At 46.9% G+C, this 23,336-nt stretch carries 24 protein-coding genes; 11 read left to right on the forward strand and 13 right to left on the reverse strand.

All coding sequences use genetic code 11. The features are described from left to right. Nucleotides 1-7 precede the first annotated feature (7 nt). Both MJ770_RS13995 and ald read left to right on the forward strand, forming a co-directional pair. Nucleotides 8-361 carry a hypothetical protein gene (locus MJ770_RS13995; RefSeq protein WP_239255604.1) on the forward strand — a complete coding sequence of 118 codons (354 nt, stop codon included), beginning with the start codon at nucleotides 8-10 and terminating at the stop codon, nucleotides 359-361. Nucleotides 362-537: 176 nt separating this feature from the next. Next, nucleotides 538-1,653 carry an alanine dehydrogenase gene (gene ald / locus MJ770_RS14000; RefSeq protein ID WP_239255612.1) on the forward strand — a complete coding sequence of 372 codons (1,116 nt, stop codon included), beginning with the start codon at nucleotides 538-540 and terminating at the stop codon, nucleotides 1,651-1,653. On the opposite strand, the gene MJ770_RS14005 is transcribed toward ald, so the two are convergent. The 5 genes from MJ770_RS14005 to gshA form a co-directional block, all read right to left on the reverse strand. Next, nucleotides 1,650-2,489, reverse strand: coding sequence for a class II glutamine amidotransferase (locus MJ770_RS14005; protein WP_239255614.1), 840 nt, complete (start codon nucleotides 2,487-2,489; stop codon nucleotides 1,650-1,652). The genes ald and MJ770_RS14005 overlap by 4 nt on opposite strands. A 404-nt stretch (nucleotides 2,490-2,893) precedes the next feature. Next, nucleotides 2,894-4,621, reverse strand: a complete 1,728-nt coding sequence (gene ptsP / locus MJ770_RS14010) for a phosphoenolpyruvate--protein phosphotransferase (protein ID WP_239255616.1) — start codon at nucleotides 4,619-4,621, stop codon at nucleotides 2,894-2,896. Next, nucleotides 4,618-4,887 (reverse strand): HPr family phosphocarrier protein, encoded by a 270-nt coding sequence (locus tag MJ770_RS14015; protein ID WP_239255618.1) that lies wholly within the window; start codon nucleotides 4,885-4,887, stop codon nucleotides 4,618-4,620. Before MJ770_RS14015 ends, ptsP begins: the two co-directional genes overlap by 4 nt. Beyond that, nucleotides 4,859-5,284 (reverse strand): PTS sugar transporter subunit IIA, encoded by a 426-nt coding sequence (locus tag MJ770_RS14020; RefSeq protein ID WP_239255620.1) that lies wholly within the window; start codon nucleotides 5,282-5,284, stop codon nucleotides 4,859-4,861. The genes MJ770_RS14015 and MJ770_RS14020 overlap by 29 nt, the downstream gene beginning before the upstream one ends. A gap of 789 nt (nucleotides 5,285-6,073) precedes the next feature. Continuing rightward, nucleotides 6,074-7,345 (reverse strand): glutamate--cysteine ligase, encoded by a 1,272-nt coding sequence (gene gshA, locus MJ770_RS14025; protein WP_239255629.1) that lies wholly within the window; start codon nucleotides 7,343-7,345, stop codon nucleotides 6,074-6,076. Between the two features lie 121 nt (nucleotides 7,346-7,466). Between gshA and MJ770_RS14030 the strand changes: the two genes are divergently transcribed. Together MJ770_RS14030 and MJ770_RS14035 are read left to right on the forward strand one after the other, a co-directional pair. Then, the gene (locus MJ770_RS14030) at nucleotides 7,467-9,065 is read left to right on the forward strand and encodes an ABC-F family ATPase (RefSeq protein ID WP_239255631.1); all 1,599 of its coding nucleotides are present in this window, start codon (nucleotides 7,467-7,469) and stop codon (nucleotides 9,063-9,065) included. 297 nt (nucleotides 9,066-9,362) lie between these two features. Beyond that, nucleotides 9,363-9,800 (forward strand): EF-hand domain-containing protein, encoded by a 438-nt coding sequence (locus MJ770_RS14035; RefSeq protein WP_239255633.1) that lies wholly within the window; start codon nucleotides 9,363-9,365, stop codon nucleotides 9,798-9,800. A gap of 213 nt (nucleotides 9,801-10,013) precedes the next feature. Here MJ770_RS14035 and MJ770_RS14040 read toward each other — a convergent pair whose 3' ends face one another. The 6 genes from MJ770_RS14040 to arsC form a co-directional block, all read right to left on the reverse strand. Then, on the reverse strand, nucleotides 10,014-10,571 hold the full coding sequence (locus MJ770_RS14040) for a peroxiredoxin family protein (RefSeq protein ID WP_239255637.1): 558 nt from the start codon (nucleotides 10,569-10,571) through the stop codon (nucleotides 10,014-10,016). A gap of 63 nt (nucleotides 10,572-10,634) precedes the next feature. Further along, on the reverse strand, nucleotides 10,635-11,180 hold the full coding sequence (locus MJ770_RS14045; protein WP_239255639.1) for a carboxymuconolactone decarboxylase family protein: 546 nt from the start codon (nucleotides 11,178-11,180) through the stop codon (nucleotides 10,635-10,637). Nucleotides 11,181-11,276: 96 nt separating this feature from the next. Next, complete coding sequence (locus tag MJ770_RS14050) at nucleotides 11,277-11,957, reverse strand: protoglobin domain-containing protein (RefSeq protein WP_239255650.1); 681 nt, start codon at nucleotides 11,955-11,957, stop codon at nucleotides 11,277-11,279. A gap of 132 nt (nucleotides 11,958-12,089) precedes the next feature. After that, a complete protein-coding gene (locus MJ770_RS14055; RefSeq protein WP_239255652.1) occupies nucleotides 12,090-12,764 on the reverse strand; it encodes a MarR family winged helix-turn-helix transcriptional regulator in 675 nt (224 codons plus the stop codon). Nucleotides 12,765-13,039: 275 nt separating this feature from the next. Then, a complete protein-coding gene (locus MJ770_RS14060; protein WP_239255679.1) occupies nucleotides 13,040-13,381 on the reverse strand; it encodes a zinc ribbon domain-containing protein YjdM in 342 nt (113 codons plus the stop codon). Nucleotides 13,382-13,389: 8 nt separating this feature from the next. Beyond that, nucleotides 13,390-13,779 carry an arsenate reductase (glutaredoxin) gene (gene arsC / locus MJ770_RS14065; protein ID WP_239255681.1) on the reverse strand — a complete coding sequence of 130 codons (390 nt, stop codon included), beginning with the start codon at nucleotides 13,777-13,779 and terminating at the stop codon, nucleotides 13,390-13,392. A gap of 353 nt (nucleotides 13,780-14,132) precedes the next feature. On the opposite strand from arsC, the gene MJ770_RS14070 reads away from it, so the two are divergent. From MJ770_RS14070 to pstB, 5 genes are all read left to right on the forward strand, one after another. After that, nucleotides 14,133-14,735 carry a lytic transglycosylase domain-containing protein gene (locus tag MJ770_RS14070; RefSeq protein ID WP_445083166.1) on the forward strand — a complete coding sequence of 201 codons (603 nt, stop codon included), beginning with the start codon at nucleotides 14,133-14,135 and terminating at the stop codon, nucleotides 14,733-14,735. A gap of 359 nt (nucleotides 14,736-15,094) precedes the next feature. Continuing rightward, nucleotides 15,095-16,144, forward strand: a complete 1,050-nt coding sequence (gene pstS / locus MJ770_RS14075; protein WP_239255683.1) for a phosphate ABC transporter substrate-binding protein PstS — start codon at nucleotides 15,095-15,097, stop codon at nucleotides 16,142-16,144. Between the two features lie 136 nt (nucleotides 16,145-16,280). After that, nucleotides 16,281-17,216 carry a phosphate ABC transporter permease subunit PstC gene (pstC, locus tag MJ770_RS14080; protein WP_239255685.1) on the forward strand — a complete coding sequence of 312 codons (936 nt, stop codon included), beginning with the start codon at nucleotides 16,281-16,283 and terminating at the stop codon, nucleotides 17,214-17,216. A gap of 2 nt (nucleotides 17,217-17,218) precedes the next feature. Beyond that, a complete protein-coding gene (gene pstA, locus MJ770_RS14085; RefSeq protein ID WP_239255687.1) occupies nucleotides 17,219-18,064 on the forward strand; it encodes a phosphate ABC transporter permease PstA in 846 nt (281 codons plus the stop codon). Nucleotides 18,065-18,077: 13 nt separating this feature from the next. Further along, nucleotides 18,078-18,851 (forward strand): phosphate ABC transporter ATP-binding protein PstB, encoded by a 774-nt coding sequence (gene pstB / locus MJ770_RS14090; RefSeq protein ID WP_239255725.1) that lies wholly within the window; start codon nucleotides 18,078-18,080, stop codon nucleotides 18,849-18,851. A 116-nt stretch (nucleotides 18,852-18,967) separates the two neighbouring features. Here pstB and MJ770_RS14095 read toward each other — a convergent pair whose 3' ends face one another. Next, nucleotides 18,968-19,705 carry an integron integrase gene (locus MJ770_RS14095; protein WP_320412238.1) on the reverse strand — a complete coding sequence of 246 codons (738 nt, stop codon included), beginning with the start codon at nucleotides 19,703-19,705 and terminating at the stop codon, nucleotides 18,968-18,970. Continuing rightward, complete coding sequence (locus tag MJ770_RS15485; protein WP_253073276.1) at nucleotides 19,695-19,958, reverse strand: phage integrase N-terminal SAM-like domain-containing protein; 264 nt, start codon at nucleotides 19,956-19,958, stop codon at nucleotides 19,695-19,697. Before MJ770_RS15485 ends, MJ770_RS14095 begins: the two co-directional genes overlap by 11 nt. Nucleotides 19,959-20,482: 524 nt before the next feature. On the opposite strand from MJ770_RS15485, the gene MJ770_RS14100 reads away from it, so the two are divergent. Both MJ770_RS14100 and MJ770_RS14105 read left to right on the forward strand, forming a co-directional pair. Continuing rightward, a complete protein-coding gene (locus MJ770_RS14100; protein WP_239255689.1) occupies nucleotides 20,483-21,454 on the forward strand; it encodes a YiiX/YebB-like N1pC/P60 family cysteine hydrolase in 972 nt (323 codons plus the stop codon). Between the two features lie 153 nt (nucleotides 21,455-21,607). After that, nucleotides 21,608-23,134 carry a transposase gene (locus tag MJ770_RS14105; RefSeq protein WP_239255691.1) on the forward strand — a complete coding sequence of 509 codons (1,527 nt, stop codon included), beginning with the start codon at nucleotides 21,608-21,610 and terminating at the stop codon, nucleotides 23,132-23,134. Nucleotides 23,135-23,336: the final 202 nt, after the last annotated feature.

A 23,336-nucleotide genomic window follows, 5' to 3' on the forward strand; every position in this document is an offset into this window, starting at 1 on the left:
GTACAACGTGGACATCAAAACACTGGAACAAGCGCTCAAACTGCAAAGCAACTTCACCAGCCAGCTTACAAAAAGTATGGCATCGCAGCGCACAGGCAAGATGCCAAGCATTGAAGTGACGCTAAAAGAAAAGGAGAAATTGATTGCCCAAGCCCAAGCGGAGGTCGAAATCGCCATCAAAGAGCGTGATGTAGCTGTACGCCGCTGGGATGAGCGCATCATGCAACGCAAAGAATACGTCGCCAAACTAAAAGAAGAGTTGAACAACATCAATAAACGACCTCCAGAACGAAACATCTCATCCAAAGTGAAAAAACCGGTAAATTCAAAAAAAGAGCCTCTCAACAAAAAATCTCAGTAAGCACTTGGGAACATATATTTTTTTATATGAAAAAATAAGTGGAGAATTAACTTTCACCCTTCCACAAAAACGGAAGCCTGTTCACATTTCGACAAGCCCTGGACGAACGGATTGTTGCTGGCTTTTTTATTTTTTTTCGTCTTTTGCTTATCCAAGGGTTACCCACAACGAATCATATGAAGATCGGCATTCCTAAAGAAATAAAAGCGAACGAAAGCCGTGTCGCACTGGCTCCCTCCGGCGCAGAATCCCTGACTGCGGCGGGGCATTCTGTGCTGATCGAGACAGGCGCAGGCTCAGGTAGTGATTTCAGTGACGAACAGTATCTTGCTGTAGGCGCATGTATCGTCCCCGATGCCGACACAATATGGGCGAATGCTGATCTGATTGTTAAAGTTAAAGAGCCGATTGAAGCAGAATGGCGACGCATCAAGCCTGGCCAAACACTGTTCACCTATTTCCATTTTGCAGCTGATAAAAAACTAACCCAAGCACACCTGGAATCTGGTGCAACTTGCATCGCTTACGAAACAATTGAATTGCCATCACGCGAATTACCACTGCTTACACCAATGTCTGAAGTCGCCGGACGCATGGCCGTAAACGAAGGGGCCAAATATCTCGAAAAGATATATGGTGGAAGGGGCGTTCTGCTAGGTGGAGTACCTGGTGTGCCGCCCGCACATGTTGTCATTCTCGGCGGCGGCGTAGTGGGCATGAATGCCGCCAAAATGGCAGCAGGCCTGGGCGCAAGTGTCACCATCCTTGACCTTTCATTGGAGCGGCTACGCTATCTTAGCGATATCATGCCCGCTAACGTACAGTTGGTTTTTTCTAATCGACACAATCTGCTGGAACAGATTGCCACCGCCGATCTTGTTATCGGTGGGGTGTTAATCCCCGGAGCCATTGCGCCCAAACTAATACGCTATGATGATCTCAAGACCATGCACCAAGGCTCGGTGATAGTGGATGTTGCAGTGGATCAAGGCGGCTGCATTGAAACAACCCATCCAACTACGCACGAGAACCCGATTTATGTGGTCGAGGGTGTCATTCACTATGCCGTTGCGAACATGCCCGGCGCCGTACCTCGCACCTCAACCTTGGCTCTAACCAATGCAACTTTGCCTTATGTACTGCAATTAGCAAATAATGGTTGGAAGCAGGCACTTAAGGATGACGCTGCGTTGCGCAAAGGACTCAATATCGTGGATGGGAAAATTACTCATCACGCTGTCGCAAAAGCATTCGGAATGTTTGCCCACGATCCGGAAAATTTTCTCGATTAATCGCTCGATAAATTCTTGGATCGCCAGTCTTCAGCCAGTGATTTTATCGGGCTGGGGGTCGTGGCAAGTTGTGTGACAACTTCACCCTTATGGAACATCCACAATGTACCCGGTATCATAGCTTGCCAAGACTCATTATCGGTCAGCGGTACGGTGGCGATAATGGCTACACGATCATTTGGCGTAGTCACGTGACTGAAATCGACTGTCATATCCTCATCCTTTAAATGCGCCACATTGAATGGACTGTGGCGGATAAGGTAGTTTAATTCGGTTGAACTGTGCGCGAACAGATATTCTCCGTTAGACAATAGATAATTACAGATGCCCATACCAGCAATCTGATCTGTTAGTTCATGCAATACGGCAAACAGAGAGTCACGCGATGGCGGTTTGTCATTAAAACGAATTCTCAGACTTTGCAGCAACCAGCAAAAAATACGTTCACTATCAGTATTACCCACAGGAACAAAACCACCATATAACTCAGGCAGAAATTGCGGTAGATTGCCGTTGTGCGCAAAAACCCAGTACTGACCCCACAGCTCACGCACAAAAGGATGGGTGTTTTCCAACGACACCAAGCCTTGCGTTGCCTTACGAATATGGGCGATGACGTTGAGGGATTGAATAGGATACTTACGTACCAGTTCAGCGACAGGTGATTGTGCTGAAGGTTTTGGATCCAAAAAAATCCGCACTCCCTTGCCCTCGAAAAAGGCAATGCCCCAACCATCAGCATGTTCACTCGTTTCTCCCCCCCGTTTTCGGAAGCCGGTGAAGGAAAAACAAATATCAGTGGGGACATTGCAGTTCATGCCGAGCAGTTCGCACATATCTAAACTCCTGACCAAATCAGATTGTAGTTACATTGCGGACACTTCTAAATATCCAATTTTGCGAGCAGCCGCTTTTCAACTTGCATGCTTTCCCTGTTTCATCACAATTCTGCGTTACCAAACTAAAATAACCGATTACATATCAACTTAGTATGCCGCGCTCAATTTATTTGGTTATACCTCGTCTTGCCTGGAAACTTGAAGCTTAGAAGTTGCTCTAGTATCTTTGCATAATGTTCTTACCCAAGCATACTGAAACAGCTCACACTTGCTTGACATAAACACCACTGAGTAACGCTTTGAGAGTCGGACACAATCTGCGCGACTTAGCATACCGATTCATCATGTTTTGTACTCACGCCCTTGTGAGCTGAAAAAATTGATAATTTATTATCAGCTCACTAAGCAATGTTCAATTTTTCCACCAACTCACGTATTTTTAACGGATCTTTAGCGCGCAATATCCTTTGCTTCAACGTTACAATATCTGGCAGGCTTGTGGTAAGAACACACTGCTTAACGCGCAGTAGTTGCGCTGAATTCATAGAAAATTGACGCAAACCTAGGCCTAACAGCAGACGAGTGAAGATGACTTTTCCAGCCATTTCTCCGCACACTGAAACCGGAATGCCAGCCTTATTGGCGCTACTAATGACGTGTGACAGCAAGTACAAAATAGCGGGATGTAACGGATCATACAGGTGTGCTACCTCATCATCTGTACGGTCGATTGCCAGCGTATACTGGATCAAATCATTGGTCCCGATGGAGAGGAAATCCAGTTTCTTGATAAACACATCGAGCACCAAAGCAGCTGCAGGAATTTCTATCATGCCGCCAATTTGTATTTCACGATTATAGGGAATACCTTCATTATCCAGGCTTTGCTTGGCATCGACGATGAATTGCAGGGTTTGATTAATCTCCGACACGCTGGTAAGCATAGGTATCAGTATTTTCACGTTGCCGTAGCTCGAAGCGCGTAGCAATGCACGTAATTGTGTGAGAAACATTTGCGGTTCAGCCAAACACAACCGGATGGCGCGCAGCCCCAGTGCAGGGTTGCTGGCAACGCGCTGGGCACCATTCAGCTGTTTGTCCGCGCCAAGATCGAAGGTACGAATAGTCACTGGCAGCCCTTCCATTCCTTCTGCCACCGCGCGGTAAGCAGCAAATTGCTCCTCCTCATCTGGCAAGACGTCACGATTAAGGAACAGAAATTCGCTGCGAAATAGACCTATCCCAGTGGCACCATTTTCATAAACCTCCGCCAAATCGTTGGGAAGCTCAATATTTGCGTGCAGCTCTATGGTGGTGCCGTCTAGTGTGACGGCAGGCGTAGATTTAAGGCACTTAAGTTTGTTTCGCGCTTCTTCCCATTGGTTCTGAAGCAGCTTGTATTCGACAAGAACTTGCTCATCCGGATTAACAATGACAACACCTTGGCCACCATCCACGATAAGCAGATCGTTCTCACGCATCAACTGGCGCGCACGATGTAAACCGACCACACATGGCGTACTCAGGCCACGCGCCATGATGGCAGTGTGCGAGGTGGCACCGCCTAAATCGGTAAGAATAGCGGCAAAATGGTGCGATTTGAGTTGAATCAAGTCAGCCGGACTAATATCGTGCGCTACCAAAATCATTTTCATGTCAGGCACTACGGCAGACGGCTGATGGCCCGGCTGGCCGGTAAGCTTATTAAGCACGCGCTCCACCACCTGCACTACGTCAGTTTTGCGTTCGCGCAGGTAAGCATCGTCGAATTCCTCGAACTGAGCCACCAGCGCGTCCATCTGTATTTTTAGCGCCCATTCTGCATTGCATTGTTCATGCTCGATCATTTTGCGCGATGCCAGATCGATGTGCTCATCAGCCAAAATCATCAAATGCAAATCAAGAAAAGCATCAAACTCGGCAGCTGCATGCAGCGGACGGTAGTTGCGTAATTCGGCCAGTTCCTGGCGTGTGCTTTCCATTGCAGCGTCGAAGCGCGCAATTTCCTCATGCACCAAATTCCTGGGCATCACATAGTGCACAACTTCCAGCACCGTGTGCGAAATAAGATGAACATAACCGATGGCGATACCACTGGAGACTGGAATCCCATGGAGGGTAAAACTCATTCGCCTTCTCCAAAACAATCATTAATCAGGGCAACGATTGCATCCATCGCCTCTCTTTCATTTTCACCGCTGGTTTCGATGTTAATGGTGCTACCTTTAGAAGCGGCCAGCATCATTACACCCATAATGCTTTTTGCATTCACACGCTTACCTGCACGTGACATCCATATCTCGCAGGCAAATTGTGATGCAAGCTTAGTCAGCTTGGACGAGGCGCGTGCATGTAGCCCAAGCTTGTTAATGATTAGCACATCTTGATTCAACATCACATCCCTCGTCAGTATCCATTAAAACTATACATTCGCGCCCGACTTCCAGCGCCTTTTGAGCAACTTCGGCTAGCGGCTTGTGGCTATTGCAAACTGCGCGCAGCAGCATCGGCAGGTTTACTCCAGCCACACCTACTGCTTGGCCAGACTGAAACAGCCGTCGCCCGATATTACTCGGGGTTGCGCCAATCAGGTCTGATAACACCAACACCCCCTTCCCCGTGTCCAATTGCGCCATAAGCGCCCGCCCTTCCTCTTCTTTACGGTGTGGGTCGTCATCAGCCAGAATTGACAATACCTTCAGGTTGGGCGGCGCATCCCCAATGACATGCCGAACGCAATCCACCATGCTGTCACCAAGTCCATTGTGGGTTATCAATAAAATTCCAATCACTTCACATAACTCCTAATCGATAAACTTAAATCAAAATAAATAAACCAATCAGCCGAAATGGTTCATGAATAAATTGCACAATAGCTGATATCAAGGTGCGGCTGCAGTTTGTCGTAATCATGGCTCAACCTTCGTGAGCATGGTTTGGCTGTGACCTCTAGCCGTTTCTGTGATTCGGCGGAATAGCTACACCGTGCCACTTTCGTCAATCAACAGCGCTTCTGTTAAATTCATTTTTACTGCGCTACACCAAACCTGGCTTCCAGAAATAATAATGGATTCGAAGTAACATCAGATAACATTCCAGCACGTGCACCATACGTCAGTACAACAAACACCGGCTTCCTTGCACAAACCTTCTGTTGAGCGGGTCGATCAGGTGACAGTAGCGATTATTGCCCGCCATGAAATAACGCTCATCTTTCGGATGAGCTGTAACCAATGCAGCAACCTGATTTTCAGTCCAGCAGTGTGGGCTTGAATTCGTTGGCGTGAAAATTTCATAAGTTCACTATGTTACCAATTTCGGGAACAAACAGCCCGTGGAACTGCGCAGAAAGCTGGGCAACATCCGTCAACATAGCGGCAAGCAGATACAGCTGCACTGCTCTCTCCCTTATTAGAAAAGGCAGTGTTCAATTCAATTAACTCACTAGGTTACCAAGCGTGCCGTTAGCGGCCTTAACATCTTGGCAGAATTTTTGTCGCCAATGAGCCGATGAAAAGCCTGTGAATTCTGCCCTATTTTCTCTCTCTGCCTCTGCACTTTTGTGTTAACACTGTTATAAATCACGTTTCCATTTCTTCCAACTCTAACGCTGCTGCCAACAGTGCAATTCTGGCTACGACAGCATATGCGTAAAAGCGATTCGGCATGTCGTCTGGTGCACAATCAGGATTAGGCAAAATACAGCTAGTGTCAAACGCCAGCGGAACAAAGTGCATGCCCGGTGCATTGAGATTTTCGTCCACAGCACGCCCAGTATGCACGCGATAAAAACCGCCCACCACGAAATGATCGACCATATACACCACTGGCTCGGCTACTGCATCATTAATACTCTCAAAGGTGTAGACACCTTCCTGCACCAGCACATCAGAAACTTGCATTCCTTCCTTCACCACTGCCATCTTATTGCGTTGCTTGCGGTTGAGGCTCCGTACTTCACTGGCATCCTTCACAGTCATGATACCCATGCCGTAAGTGCCGGCATCGGCCTTGACGATAACGAACGGGTCTTCCTTGACGCCGTATTCAGCGTACTTCACACGGATTTTTTGCAGAATTTTGTCCACGGTCGTGGACAAACACTCTTCACTGGAACTCTGCTTAAAATCAACCTGACCGCAGCTAGAAAAGTAGGGATTAATCAGCCAGGGATCAATGTCGAGTAACTGGGAAAATTCAGCTGCAACGCGATCGTACGCGCTGAAATGGTGCGACTTTCGCCGCGTTGTCCAACCCGCCCCCAGCGGGGGTAGTGTGGATTGCTCCAGACCTTTTAGTATATCTGGCACCCCAGCGGAAAGATCATTATTGAGCAGTACCACGCAAGGATCAAAATCGTCCAGCACCAAGCGGTTGCCTTTTCGCTGCAAAGGTTCCAGCGTGAGCGAGATGCCATTGGGCAATGCCAGCTTGGTAGGCTGAGTGATTTCTGGCGACAAGCTGCCAATACGCAGATGCATTCCCGCCCGTTTGAGAATCATGGCAAGCTGTGCAACATTTTGCATGTAAAACATGTTGCGTGTGTGGTTCTCGGGAATCATCAGTACACCGCGCGCTTCCGGACAAATTTTTTCAATTGCACTTTGTGCAGATTGAACACAAAGCGGCAAAAAATCTGGATTTAAATTGTTAAAGCCACCCGGAAATAGATTGGTATCCACCGGAGCCAGCTTGAAACCACTATTGCGCAAATCTACCGAGGTGTAAAACGGAATAGTGCGCTCAGCCCATTGCGAACGAAACCAATGTTCAATAGTGGGTTGTGCGTCGAGCATGCGCCGCTCCAAATCAAGCAATGGACCGTTCAATGCAGTTGTCAGATGTGGAATCATAGTGTCCTTATATGTGACCTATAGTAAGAGAAAATGCAAAGCGGGCATTGTAGCCTAGCCGCCTTGACCGGTGTGAGCCGCACACATGATAGAATGTGCGCCTTAATTTTTAGAGTACACCATGTTATCCACTGCTAATATCACTATGCAATTCGGCGCCAAGCCGTTGTTCGAAAATGTTTCTGTAAAATTTGGCGATGGAAATCGCTATGGCCTGATCGGTGCAAATGGCTGCGGTAAATCCACTTTTATGAAAATTTTGGGCGGAGATCTGGCGCCAACTTCCGGCAATGTAATGCTGGACAAGGGCGAACGCCTTGGTAAGCTGCGACAAGATCAATTCGCTTTCGAGGACAATACCGTATCAGAAGTTGTAATGATGGGTCACGCAGAAATGTGGGAAGTAATGGTGGAGCGTGATGCAATCTATGCCAACCCGGATGCCAGCGAAGAAGATTACATGCACGCCGCCAACCTTGAGGCAAAATTCGCTGAATTCGATGGCTACACCTCCGAAGCTCGAGCAGGTGAATTATTAAACGGAGTGGGTATACCGCAAGAGCTGCACAGTGGAAAAATGCGTGCGATAGCACCGGGTTTTAAATTACGCGTGCTATTGGCTCAAGCGCTGTTTGCCGATCCTGACATTTTGTTGCTGGACGAACCGACCAACAACCTCGACATCAACACCATACGCTGGCTGGAAAATTTGCTGAATGCCCGTAAAAGCACCATGATAATCATCTCGCATGATCGCCATTTTCTGAACAGCGTATGTACCCATATGTCTGATCTGGACTACGGCAAAATCACGACTTTCCCTGGTAATTATGACAATTACATGCTTGCCTCTCTGACGGTGCGCACGCAACTTGCCACCGACAACGCCCGCGCCAAGGAAAAGGTTGCTGAACTTAAAGCCTTCGTGGCTCGCTTTTCGGCAAATGCATCAAAATCAACCCAGGCGCAATCCAGAGCGAAACAGATCGACAAAATAAAAATTGAAGACATTAAGCCATCTACCCGCCAGTATCCCTTCATCCGCTTTGACTATGATGAACGCGAGAAACTGCATCGCCTTGCAGTAGAAGTAGAAAACATGAGCAAGGGTTTTGATCGCCCGCTATTTTCCAATCTAAATTTCCGTGTTGAGGCTGGTGAGCGCGTCGCCATCATCGGCCCTAACGGCATTGGAAAAACTACGCTTCTCCGCTGTCTGGCGCGAGATCTTGAAATTGATCACGGCACCATTAAATGGACAGACAAAGCGAACACTGGCTACTTCGCACAAGATCACGCGCATGACTTTGCCAACGATATCATTCTTACTGATTGGATGACCTATTGGAGACGTGAAGGAGATGACGACCAAAAGGTACGCAGCGTTCTCGGTCGTTTACTGTTCTCCGGCGACGATGTCATAAAAAGCGTAAAAGTTCTGTCCGGTGGCGAAAAAGGACGAATGATGTTCGGCAAACTAATGCTGCAAAGACCCAACGTATTATTGATGGATGAGCCAACCAACCACCTTGACATGGAATCTATCGAGTCACTTAACACCGCGCTAACGGAGTACAAAGGTACGCTGATATTTGTCAGTCATGACCGCGAATTTGTGACTTCACTGGCCACGCGCATTATCGAAATCACCCCACAAGGTGTATCTGATTACCATGGTACGTATGAGGAATACTTGAGAGATCAAGGCGTGACAACATAAATATTTACACTATAGCTGCCCTAGCATTTTCTAACTCCATCTAAAGCCACAGCGAATTTCGTGATGTACCCTACCAATTACTTAAGGGTACCTCTAAAAATACAATTTTTAGAGGTACCCTTAAGTAGGTAAGCAGCTTATGTGCGATAGTGCACAGACCATCCTGATATTCATTTGTTAACCTTGCTTCAAGAGTTGACCAATAACTTTGTGGATGCAACTCTTTAAGCCGACATAACACTAACGCTAAGTCGCTTAAGAAACGTTCCAAAAACTTTACTTTAAATGGAGTTACAAATGAAAAAAACTTTAAATTACCTCGCTATCACGTCTTGCTTTGTATTGGGCACCACTTTAGCTCACGCCAACCCTAATTCACCTCATGTCCAAATGAACTCACCCCACGGTAATATGGATTCATCCCACGAAAATAAGCACGGAAAAATGTTCAATTATATGGACGCTAATTCTGATGGTATGGTCACGAGGGATGAATTTAATACTTTCGGCGAAAAGAAATTTAAAAAAATGGATGCTAACGGTGATGGCAAAATCAGCTCCGAAGAAATGAAAGCAGCCCATCAAAAAATGAAGGGTTGGAAACACAAAAAAATGGATGGCCATGATATGGATGCCCATGGAAAGTCGCATTCTCAAAAGGGCAAATCCAATTCACAGCATGACGACGATGATGATTTTGATTATTATGATACTGACAATGACAGGGACGATTAAACAATTTAATCCATTGGAAAATTTCATTAATTTGAAATAGTCCCAATCTGATCTGACAATACGTTTGTCAAAATGAGCGTTACCGTGTTTGATATGGGTGTCGACTACATCTTCAAACTTAAAAAGGTAACGCTCATGTTTTATAGTAGCAATCCAAACATTAAACATGACTCAGGATTGCTCAGTCTTACTTTAAAACTTTATAACGCTATTTTAAGAAGTGGCACACTTTTCGTCGTCACAATCTCCTTTCCCTGTAATGTGCTGCTCTTGATTTTGATTGCTATTGGGATCGATTGCAGTCTCACTCATCAGTTGGCCAATCGTTGCTCCAACGCGCAAATCATCCATACGACCAAAATGATTGAGTCGGATGCGTCCTTGCCGGTCTAGAAGAATCAGCGTGGGTGTGCCTCGCATACCAAATGCCTCCATCGTGTGCGGAATACTGCCTGTTGTGGATGGGCGATCTATCGCAACTGGAAAACGAATACGGTACTCATGAATGAACGCTTCTAACGCGACGGGGGTCATTGCATTGTGATGCTCAAAGACAGTGTGGATGCCGATCACAGCAACATCTGCTGCCGGAAAAGCCTCATGGATAGCCGCAGCCTGAGGCAGACCATGCGATACACAACCTGGGCATAGCATTTGAAATGCGTGCAGTACAACCACGCGTCCGCGCAATTCCGCAAGCGTAATATTGCGTAGTGTATTGATCCATTGGGTTACGTCTAGTTCAGGGGCTACTGTGTTGATGTTAGTCATACGATTATTCCTGAGTTTGGTTAAGTATTGCTGGGAGAGCCCGGGCTGCTCCCAGCAGGGCTGCTAGGCAGCTGCGCGTAGATTTACTTTAGGGAAATCAATCGGTACATTAAAAGCTACGTTGACATAATTGGTAAAAATGTTCAATGCGACGTGAGCCATGATTTCAACGATCTGTTCGTCGTTGAAGCCCACCATCCTCAATTCAGCGATATCGGCATCGGCGATTTGCGCACGGTTGGCAACAAGCTTAAGAGCGAAACGCAAAGCGGCGGCGGTTTGTGCATCATCTGATTGGCCTGCTTGAGCAGCTGCCATCTCTAATTCTGATACTCCGGCATTTTGTCCCAAGACAGTATGAGCTGCAAGGCAGTACTCGCAGCGGTTTTTGTCAGCAATTGCGACTGCAATTTTTTCCCCCAGCTTGGCGCCCAAAACGCCGGAACCAAGTGCGCCAAATGAGCCCCACATACTCTTGAGCGCTGCGGTTGAATTTGCCACTGCGCGGAACATGTTTGGCACAACGCCAAAGGCTCCGTTGATTTGATCCAGAATAGCCTTGCGATCTTCTGTGGCTTCGTTGGCGTTGATGAGTTGAACACGAGACATGATGAGCTTTCCTTAATTTATTAATCGTTTTAGATAAATTTGCAGCGCGGCTCCAATAGATGGAGCACATGCCGCTTTAACAATGCAATTAAACGGCTAGAACTGACCTTCACGGACGTACGGATAACTCCATAGAATGGTTTGCAATAAAACAGATTTAACCCAAGCGGCGTGCATCTTCTCGACATCAGCCGTGCTCGCCCCCTTTTTCTCAAGGAAAGGCTTTAGTGTTGTCGTCACAGGAATCGTGAGTGCTGGCAGGTAGCGGAAATTCACTTGAGGCACGCTTTTAACGTGATCCGTTTTATTTTTTTTGATTTTGGTGTGGCGAAGTCCAATTTCGTATTGATAGTCTAGCCATCCTTGATCATAGTTCGCATCAGCCGTATCTAAGATCCACTGCTTGAATCGTTTACGAACCGCATTCAGGTAGTCGCCATCTGGCTTGCCTGTCTTAATATTTTTGAAATACTCGACAAGTTCCGGCGTAGATGCGACGAACCCATACCAAACATCCAGAATTGCATCTGTTTGATCCGCCAAAATTTCTTTGCTCTCACGTAAATTGCGCACATCGTCATCGGTAAAGAGGAGAGCCTTCTTTAAAGACTCTAAATCTTTAAGCGTATAGGGTGCAGTCGCAACTGATTTCTGGCCATAGGTGTATCCGGGGATTTGACTCTGCGGGCTATGTGCTGATCCGCTGTGTGCAGATGCAACAGGAACGACTGCACTCAGGCAAACAGATGCAGCTAGAGAAAATAAACGCTTTTTCATGAATAAATCCTTTAAATATGGTTAACAACAACATTTGTTAAAGATGGGTTATGTGATCGTGTTTGTTAGTTCAAGACGGCTATTTCATATAGGACTCCTAAATATGATAGTTAAAAAAAAGCAGTGCAGCAATCAGACACTTTCAAGCTCCTGCCAGTTTTGAACTGCAACAGCAGTTTGGGCCGGATCATGTTCAGGACAATCAAGCCGTAATAAACTGACAGAAAGCGGCGCGTTAACCAATGTGCAGTGGTGCGGCGCTTCAGTACCAGGATGCCTGTTAATAGCAAAGTACTTGCATGTAACGCAAGCGCGAATCTCAGGGAATCGCTCGGACTGCTGTAGCTTGCCTATCAATGCCAGCAGAGACTCGAACAAAGCTTCTTGAGTGGACGGAGGAAGTTCAGAAACAGCATCGTGCGCAAAACTGACCGAGTTGGAAATCCTTGCAGCCAGATCATGCCCTGATCCCGTCAGCCTCAATGCCACAGCGCGACCATCAGCAGAGTCACGTCCCTTCTCAATTAGCCCTTTAGCAGTGAGCGAAGTGATAGAGTCACTCGCGCTGGCGGCCGTTACACCCAAATATTGGGCTATCCAAGATAGACGCACACCGTCTTTCCTTGACCGAAGTGCTTCTAAGATATCCACTTGCGTCGGGTTGAGCCCTTCAGTTGTCGCAAACTGCCATGCACCACTACGCAACACCGAAGCAATCCGCGTAATCGCGCAGACAATACGTTCGCTTTTCGCAGGTGTATCTTGCCAAGGAGAGGGAGGGTTCGTTTCCATACTCGCAGTATTCATGAAATCAACATTATTGTCAAGGAGTCCTAATTAATTAATGAGGTCTTGCAGACATGTATTTGTGAGCGGACATTTCTAATTGAGATTGACGCCATCCCACCAGATTTAACCCGGATAATCCATTAGGCAATTTAACCAGCCTCCCCCCCTTTGAAAAAGGGGGATTGAGGGGGATTTTTATGTCCCTGCAACGCTCAAATCCCCCCTAGCCCCCCTTTTTTAAAGGGGGGAATGCGAAGTCATCGCACGAATCAGGCCTAATGGATTATCTGGGTTTAAACTTTTCTCAGATAGCATGCCTTGAGCATAAAACTGCCGGAGTCCATTTTACAATCCACCTCGTGATTTCCTGCAACCAGTCGAATACTCTTCACCTTGGTGCCCATTTTAAGTGTGGTAGACGATCCTTTGACTTTCAGATCTTTGATCAGCACCACCGAGTCGCCATTTTTCAATACGTTGCCAATGGCATCTTTAATCTCCGGCTCTGCGTTGACATCTGCGTGTGCGGCCTTCTCCATCGGCCACTCATGGCCGCAATCGGCACAGATATAGTTATCGCCGTCTGGGTAAGTGTTCTCCATACTGCATTGAGTGCAAGCTGGGATAGTGGACATAAATTTCTTTAGATTTTGGAAGACTTAGATACACCCTGCTTAGACTGCGGCAGGATGTCTTGTACAGATTCAGATGGTCGGCACAGACGTGTTCCCAAGGGCGTTACGACAATCGGTCGATTGATCAGAATCGGGTTCGCGATCATAAAGTCGATCAATTCGTCATCGCTCCATTTAGGATTATCCAGATCAAGCTTTTCATACAACGATTCTTTACGGCGCAGCACATCGCGCACTGGCTTACCAATAGCTGCAATCAAGGTAACCAGTTCGGCGCGGCTGGGCGGTGTTTTCAGGTATTCGATTATTTGCGGCTCAATGCCACTATTGCGGATTATCTCCAGCGTGTTGCGCGAAGTGCCACAGCCAGTGTTGTGATAGATGGTGATGTTGGACATGAGTCTGCCTTACTTAAAAGTTCAGACCCGATCATACCAAGACATGGAGTTGTTGACGACACCAATCACCAAATGTCGAAATAGCATATCCAAATAACGGGTCAAATTACTTTATTAAAATTATTAAGGCACCTTACCCCATCACTCATTATTCCGCTTGTCGATACCACTACTCTCATTCGCAATCAGCAATCTGACCGAGAAGAAATTGCACTGGCAGGAAATTTCGTACATTCAGGATAGTCGCTGCAACGCAAACATCGTCTTAAAGTATGTCTGTAATTTGCCGTAAAAAATCTATCTTAGTGAACGAAAGATGTGGAAGGTGGATTTTTATAATCACCCTTAAAACTATGCGACCAATTCAAGAAGGTTATTCAAATTATATTTTGCTGCCCTTGCTGGCAGCGGGATTGTTATTCTCCCATGCAACACATGGTGGCGCACAAATCTATAAACCGCTATCCGCCAGTGTACAAATATCTCTAAACCAATCCGTTTCGGACCAAGCGTCACCCAAACTGACATTTGCATCTAAACCGGAGTACGACACTTGGTTGAAAGACACATCGCGCCGCTTGGAGAAACACATTCCAAACGCGGACTATCGTGCGGACTTCCTCAAGACCGTTTATTACGAAGCTACGCGCGCCGGGTTAGATCCACAATTGGTATTAGGACTAATTCAAGTAGAAAGTGGTTTTAAGAAATATGCCGTTTCCAGCGCAGGCGCGAGAGGATATATGCAAATAATGCCGTTTTGGTTGAACCTCCTCGGCCAAAGTAAAGGCAACTTGTTCCACCTGCGAACCAACCTGCGATATGGTTGCACCATCTTGCGCCACTACCTCGACATAGAAAAGGGAGACCTGTACCGCGCTTTGGGACGCTATAACGGCAGTCTAGGCAAATCGAAATACCCCAATTTAGTCAATGCCGCATGGCACAAACGCTGAGTTTACACTCAGAAACAGTATGAAATTATCGTGATGTATTTTTTGATGTAAAACGAAAAAATACGGAATAATGCACCCTGCCAGGGTAGAAACCATCCGCTCCAAAAATTTCGCCTGCGTAAATTCTGTTCATGAATTGTCTGAGTTATCCGAAACCACCACCCCCCTACCTTGTGTAATAATTATGTAACAATGCGCAGGCATAATGATTCGCGCTGACAAACAGCCTGTCTGTTTTGGGTACTCATACTACATAACACATTAATATTCACAAGTAACTGACGCATTAATACAACTGATTGCTTACAAGCAAAGTCCGACAGGTTTTCAGCGACACCTATTCAATTTTTGGAGAGACCATGAACAAATCAACCCTCCTCTTCTGCTGCATCAGCCTGTTTGCCTCGCTGTTTGCCGCAGGTAACGCATTCGCTGATGTCAGCATCACTGGCGCAGGCGCCACCTTCCCCTATCCAATTTACGCCAAATGGGCAGACACTTATAAATCTCAAACTGATATCAGCGTGAACTATCAATCAATCGGTTCTGGCGGTGGCATCAAACAAATTATCGCTAAAACAGTAGATTTTGGTGCTTCAGATATGCCGTTGAAACCCGAATATCTGAAAAAGAATGGCCTGATGCAATTCCCGGCAGTGATGGGTGGTGTAGTGCCTGTCATAAACATACCTGGAATTGCAGCCGGACAGCTCAAACTGAACGGCAAAGCGCTGGCCGATATTTTCCAAGGCAAGATTACCAAGTGGAATCACCCAACGATAAAAGCATTGAATCCGGGTGCCAAGCTGCCCAATAAAACCATCATCGTAGTGCATCGCTCCGATGGTTCAGGCACCACCTTCATCTTCACCAACTACCTATCCAAAGTTAGTCCGGGATGGAAATCTGCGATCGGTGAAGGCACTGCCGTCTCCTGGAAAACGGGCACTGGCGGCAAAGGCAATGAAGGCGTGGCATCTTATGTGCAGCGCATAAAAAATTCTATCGGTTATGTGGAATATGCATATGCACTACAGAACAAAATGGCTTACGTACAACTCAAGAATCATGACGGTCAGTTTGTTAAACCAAATGACACCTCGTTCAAGTCAGCAGCTGCCAACGCTGACTGGAAAAAAACGTCAGGCTTTTATGAGCTGCTGACCAACGAACCCGGTAAAGAAAGTTGGCCCATCACCGGTGCCACTTTCATTCTGATGCACAAGACGCAAAAAGAGCCTGAGTCAGCTAAAGAAGTACTAAAGTTCTTCGACTGGGCTTACAACAATGGCGACAAAATGGCTGAGGCTCTAGATTATGTACCCATGCCTGAAAAAGTTCAGCAATTAGTACGTACCGCCTGGAAAGAACAGATCAAGGATAACAAGGGCAATGCGATCTGGAAATAGTATGCTGCTTAAGTTCACTGGCAGCGTGTATTTGCAAGATATAATTCTTGCTGGATAAAATTTAAGGGAGCTCAGCTCCCTCAAATTTTGAACATCTTTTAAAAAAATAATGCCGACGTTTTTACGTGACGTACATATGAAGCGACATAATTTGCTGGACACTCTGTTCCGCAATATCACTCGTTTATCTGCATTTGCCGTGCTCTTATTGCTTGTTGCCATCATCGTTTCGCTGATAATCGGCAGCGCACCCTCCATTAAGGCGTTCGGTTTCAATTTTTTAACCAGTACAGACTGGGATCCGGTCACGGACGAATATGGTGCGTTCGTACCGATAGTCGGTACGCTGGCAACATCTGCCATCGCCTTGCTAATCGCCATCCCAGTCAGTTTCGGCATCGCACTGTTTCTCACTGAGCTATCGCCGCGCTGGTTACGTCGTCCACTGGGCATTGCCATCGAACTGTTGGCCGGCATCCCCAGCATTATTTATGGCATGTGGGGTTTGTTCGTATTTGCTCCACTGTTTGCTGACCATGTTCAGCCTTGGCTCATTGAAGAACTTGGTCCGCTTCCGATATTTGGGCCTTTGTTTCAGGGTATCCCTATGGGTATAGGCGTGCTCACTGCTGGCATCATTCTGGCCATCATGGTAATTCCCTTTATTGCCTCGGTAATGCGCGATGTATTCGAGGTTGTGCCCACCCTGCTCAAAGAATCGGCATATGGCTTGGGCGCGACAACTTGGGAAGTGATGTGGAATGTGGTGTTGCCCTATACCAAAATCGGTGTGGCTGGCGGCATTATGCTAGGCTTGGGGCGTGCGTTAGGTGAAACCATGGCAGTCACTTTTGTCATCGGCAATGCACATGAATTGAGTGCCTCGCTGATGATGCCAGGTAATAGCATCTCCTCCGCGCTGGCCAACGAATTTAATGAGGCAGTGGGTGAGTTATATACCTCAGCGCTGATCGAACTCGGACTAATTCTATTCTTAATAACTTTCATCGTGTTATCGCTGGCACGCTACATGTTGTACATTCTGGCGAAACGTGAAGGATCCACTGCCTGATTATGCTGACACTCTACACACGCCGCCGTCTGATTAATGCCATGGGTTTAGGAATTTCGGCCTTGGCCATGCTGTTCGGCCTATTCTGGTTAGGCTGGATTTTATGGACGCTACTGGCAAACGGCCTGCCTCACCTGACCACAGCAGTATTTACCCAAATGACGCCTCCACCCAACAGTAGTGGCGGCTTGCTCAATGCCATTGCCGGCAGCCTGACTATGACCTTTCTCGCCGCACTGATTGGCACGCCTATCGGCATATTAGCGGGCACTTATTTGGCAGAATTCGGGCAGCGCGGCTGGTTAGCACCGACCACACGCTTCATTAACGATGTACTACTTTCAGCACCATCTATCGTGATCGGTCTGTTTATATATGAAATGTATGTCGTCAAAATTGGGCACTTTTCCGGCTGGGCCGGAGCGCTGGCTTTATCCATTTTAGTCATCCCTATCGTCATCCGCACCACCGAAAATATGTTGCGTCTGGTGCCGAACACCTTGCGCGAAGCGGCGGCAGCGCTGGGCGCACCACAATGGAAAGTGATCAACATGGTTACTCTGCGCGCTGCACGCGCTGGCATCATTACCGGAGTGCTGCTTGCTGTGGCACGCATTAGCGGGGAAACCGCACCACTACTGTTCACCTCGCTTAATAATCAATTCTGGAGCAGCGATCTGGATCAACCCATGGCCAACCTCCCAGTGGTAATTTTCCAATTTGCCATGAGCCCATACGAAGACTGGCAAAGTCTCGCCTGGGCTGGTGCACTGCTCATCACTATCAGTGTGCTCACGCTCAATATAATGGCGCGAGTCTTATTCCGCCAGAGCTCAACGACTTATTAAGGACACAGGCATGATGAGCACTGAACAATCCGTTACCCCCAAGTTAATCGTTCGCGATCTGAATTTTTACTACGGGGCTGAGCGCGCCCTCAAGGACATCAACCTTACCATTCCGGAAAAAATGGTGACCGCCTTTATCGGCCCCTCCGGCTGCGGTAAGTCCACCATGCTGCGCACCTTCAACCGCATGTACCAGCTCTATCCGAAACAAAAAGCTACCGGCGAAGTTTTGCTGGATGGCAACAATATTCTCGACAAAAAACAGGATCTCAACACACTCCGTGCCAAGATCGGCATGGTATTCCAGAAACCCACTCCGTTCCCCATGTCTATATATGACAACATTGCCTTTGGTGCGAAGCTTTATGAAAATCTTACCCGCCGCGAGATGGACGAACGCGTGGAATGGGCGTTGAAAAAAGCAGCGTTATGGACAGAGGTGAAAGATAAACTGAAGCAAAGTGGCACAGGACTTTCTGGCGGCCAGCAACAACGCTTGTGTATCGCGCGCGCCATAGCTGTTAAACCGCAAATATTATTACTCGATGAACCCACCTCTGCGCTAGACCCGATTTCAACCGCACACATTGAAAAACTGATCGATGAGCTGAAAGGTGAATTCACCATCATCATCGTCACCCACAATATGCAGCAGGCAGCGCGCGTGTCTGACTACACCGCTTATATGTACCTGGGCGACTTAATCGAATTCGGCGATACCAGCACAGTATTCACCAACCCTAAGCGCAAGGAAACGGAAGATTACATTACAGGCCGATTCGGTTAATCATTCGTTCCTGACTTGCTTTAGGAACGAGCTATTTTTTTATACCAACAACAACATTCTGGCGTGGATAAATTAAAGGTTAAAATTCTGATAAGTACGCACTTACCGGATGAATCCTATAGATTATCCAGTGGGCTGACTACTGCCTTACCGCCCTTATTCAAAACATGAGTGTAAATCATTGTCGTCGAAACATCGCTATGCCCCAACAACTCCTGCACTGTTCGAATATCGTAGCCCGCTTGTAAAATATGCGTGGCAAAGCTGTGGCGCAAGGTGTGCGGCGAAGTAGGCTTGGCAATACCAGCCGCCAAAGCGGCTCTTTTAACATAGCGTTGCACCTGTTTTTCATCTACATGGTGGCGACGCTGCGCCTTGCTGCGCGGATCAATGGAATAATTTATAGCAGCAAACACATATTGCCAGCCCCACTCACTCGCTGCATTCGGATATTTAACAGCCAGTGCATCCGGCAACCAGACATTCGCTTTGCCCAGTTTAATATCCTGCTCATGCCATTCACGACGCAATGCAAGCTGCACCCGCAGCGCTTCCAGCAAACTATCCGGCAACATTGTCACGCGATCTTTACCGCCCTTACCGTCACGCACAATAATCTCCTGGCGCGCCAACTCCACATCCTTCACACGCAAGCGCACTGCTTCCATCAAGCGCATTCCCGTACCGTACAAAAGCCTGATAATCAACCCAACCGGCTCTGGCGCACCATCCGTTTCACGCAATAAAGCTTGCACCTCCAGCGGTGTCAACACCACTGGTAAACGCTGCGGCTTTTTGGACCGCTCAAAACCATCCAACCAGGGCAAATCTACTGCCAACACCTCACGATACAAAAAGAATAGCCGATAATGCCTGATTCTGAGTAGAGCTGGCCACATTACGCTTAGTCGCCAGGTAGGTTAAAAACTTCTCCACCTCAGCAGCGCCCATTTCTGTTGGATGACGCTTGCCATTAAAAATAATGTATTGTTTAATCCATGAAATATAGGTATTTTCTGTGCTTAGACTATAGTGTTTGTAGCGAATTTTATCGCGTACTTGATCCAGTAATTTTTGAGCAGGCAGTGATGTCGTATTTTCTTGCATTCGTTGTCTTATTTACTTTAAAAAAATATTTATAATTAATAGGATTATTAACTATGAGCAAGATTATGCGACATGTCAGCATTATTATTGGACAAAAAATGTCGTATATATCACGTTAAGCTCAGATAGGCGTGCATCACGCTCAGTGACAATAGCAAAGAATAAAACCGCATGAAATTTTATACCTCGCTGTAACACCAGAGAGTAAAGTTATTTATTTACAACATGTTAAAAACATGATATTGAGCGAAGCGTGGCTCACGTTGCCGCATAACTGAAGTCGTTGATGCGGACAACGAGAGCCACGCTTCGCATCCTATGTCTAGTTTTTCGGGGCTTTTTTTTCAATCGTAGCGCAGTGGGGAAACAAACATGAGAATGAATTGGGACGCAAAAACCAAGGGTGCAGGAGCACGCCTATCTGCGCCTAACGCCACGTTCGAGCGAACACCAATCGCTAAGCTCGCGGCTCACGCCCCTTCGGGGTGTCGCTCAACATGAAACGTTAGGTTTCAAGGTGAGTCATGTATCTCTTAGATAGAGGAATATTAAAACAAGGCGACATTATCCTTACTTGTTCGAATGAAAAGCCAAGTAAAATGATACAAAAATTAACTGGGACAGAATATTCTCATGCTATTTTGTATGTTGGAGGCTCAAGCTACATTCATTCAGATCTAGCAGGAGTTCATTCTGGAAATACACAACGCTTGGTTATTGACAACCCTGGTTTTGTGAAGGTCGTTAGAGTTAACAATCAATCAGCTATAAATAAAGCGATTGAGTACGCTCGTTTACAAGTAGGCACATCATATTCTAAGTTAAGTGCTGCAAATGCAGGGGCTAAAATATTCTCAAAGCTTGATACAACAAGGCAATTTTGTTCTCGTTTAGTCGCAAAATCGTATGAATATGCAGGGGTTGAGTTAGTTTCAAATGCTGAAGCATGTTTGCCTCAAGAAATTGCAGATTCAAATTTTGTAAATGTTATTGAAAATTGTGTTTACTTAGCTAGAAAAGAAGAAATAGAGTTTGCACTAAGTTTTGATCCGATTAAAAAGCAAAGTGAAATCACGAACTCAGTTTTAAAGTCTACTAGGAAATTAATAGGTAATAAAATACAGGCACTATCAGATATTACGTCTCACTTAATTGAAGACCCTAAATTTGATAAAGAAATTACGGAAATATATCAACTTTCTGGTTATCTTGATATGTGGCGATATGAAAAAGAAAAAAACCCATGGAGATATGATGTTAAATTATTCAGAGCGCTACCTTTAACAAAGTATGAGCTTGGTCAGTATGCTCATAAAGAAATAGAAATAGCAGAAGGTCTCCTTGCTTTGTATAAGAACAATCTAGAGCAATACTTTTACATAAAAGAGCAGTATAAACTGAAATATGCAGAGCAGCAGTTCAATTTATATGAGCAACTAGTAGAGAACGCACTTGATCATAAATTTACAGCAGAAGCAGTTATAAATGAAACCTAACAAATGCATAAACACGGACAATTTTCTACGCTGCGCTTCGCAAATTTCCGGTTATGCAAAGCGTTGACGCTGTAGAAAAATCCCAATTTACCCAAGAAATCCCCTTCACGATCTGCCATAATTTCACTGCGCGATAACACAGGTGGATGTGACATGGCACGGTTCAAACCGATACACAAAGGCTTAAAACTACTGCCGGTCGACTTTGACCGGCAAGTCATTCCGGGCAGTTTCGAATATGCGTTATGCCACCTTGTCGATCGCGAGCTTGATCTTTCCACCTTTCATGCACGCTACAAGAATGACGTCGAAGGCGCATCAGCCTTCGACCCGGCAGTGCTCATCAAGATTATCCTGCTAGCCTACAGTCGCGGCATCATCCACAGCCGCAAAATAGAAGCGGCTTGCCGCGAGAACGTGCTGTTTATCGCCGTCTCGGGAGACAGCCAACCGCACTTCACCACACTCGCAGCCTTTGTCTCAAACATGGGCGATACCGTCGCCAAACTGTTTGCACAAGTCTTGCTCATATGCGACCGCCAAGGCTTGATCGGACGCGAAATGTTTGCCATCGATGGCGTCAAACTTCCCGCCAATGCCTGCAGCAAAGCGAAATCGGGCACCCGCGCCGATTATCAGCGCCAGCTCGACAGGATGGAACGTGCCACCACGCAGATGCTGGAGAAACACAAGAACGCCGATACCGCACCGACAGACGATGCGATCATCAAGCGCGAAGCCCGGAAACTGGAACGCCTGCAAACAGAAGCGCAGCAACTGCGCGACTTTCTCAAGCAGAATCCGGAAGATCGCAAGGGGAGCAAGGGCAGCATTCGCCTATCCAATCGCACCGACAATGAATCGGCCAAAATGGCCACCAGCAAAGGCGTAGTTCAAGGCTATACCGGCGTGGCGACCGTCGATGAAAAAACTCAAATCATCGTCGACGCGCAAGCGCATGGCACGGGCTCCGAGCAAGCGCTGCTGCTGCCGGCGATCAAAGCGACTGCGACATTACGCAACGCCGACACGGTGATCACCGCCGATGCCGGCTACCATTCAGCAGCCAATCTCAAAGCACTGGCCAAGGAACAGATTGAGGCCTATATACCCGACAACGGGTATCGCAAGCGGGATGAACGCTATGCCGATCAATACGTGCATGCGGCCAAGCCCGATCCGCTGTGGAACAAGACCGGACAAGCAAAACCCCTCAAATGCTTCAAGCCTGCCGATTTCCATTTGGCAGATGACCACTCGCACTGCGTTTGCCCCGCCGGAAAGCATCTGTATAGCAATGGATCGAATTGCACGATCAATGGATATGTGGCGCTGAAATTTAGTGGCGCCAAACAGGATTGCGTGCCGTGCGAGCGGCGTCAAGAATGTTTGCGCACACCCGAGAAAACCCAGACACGGCAAGTTGCTTTCTTTCAAGGCAAACGCAATGCCCGGGAAAATCATATCGAACTGATGAAGGTGAAGATCGATTCTGAAACGGGTAAAGAAATGATCACGCGCCGCTTTGCGACGGTGGAGCCGGTGTTTGGCAACCTACGTGGCAACAAGCGGCTGCACCGCTTTACGCTACGCGGAAAAGCCAAGGTGGATGGGCAGTGGAAGTTGTACTGCACGATGCATAACATCGAGAAGCTGGCGAATCATGGTTATGCGAGATAAAGAGGCTGGAAGTAAAGTATTCTCGCCTCTATATCGCATGGATAGACTTGCCAGATCAGACAAGTTTCCAATGGAAATATTATCGGAAAACAGATAGCCGAAAATGAAGACAACCGTTTGGTTTGAAAAAATTCCACCCCAAACTGAAACAGGGTTTCAGAATGAGGTTTTTCTACAGCGTCGTTAGACGGCAAAGGAGCAC

The organism is Candidatus Nitrotoga sp. M5, from assembly GCF_927904885.1.
Taxonomy (GTDB): Bacteria; Pseudomonadota; Gammaproteobacteria; order Burkholderiales; family Gallionellaceae; genus Nitrotoga.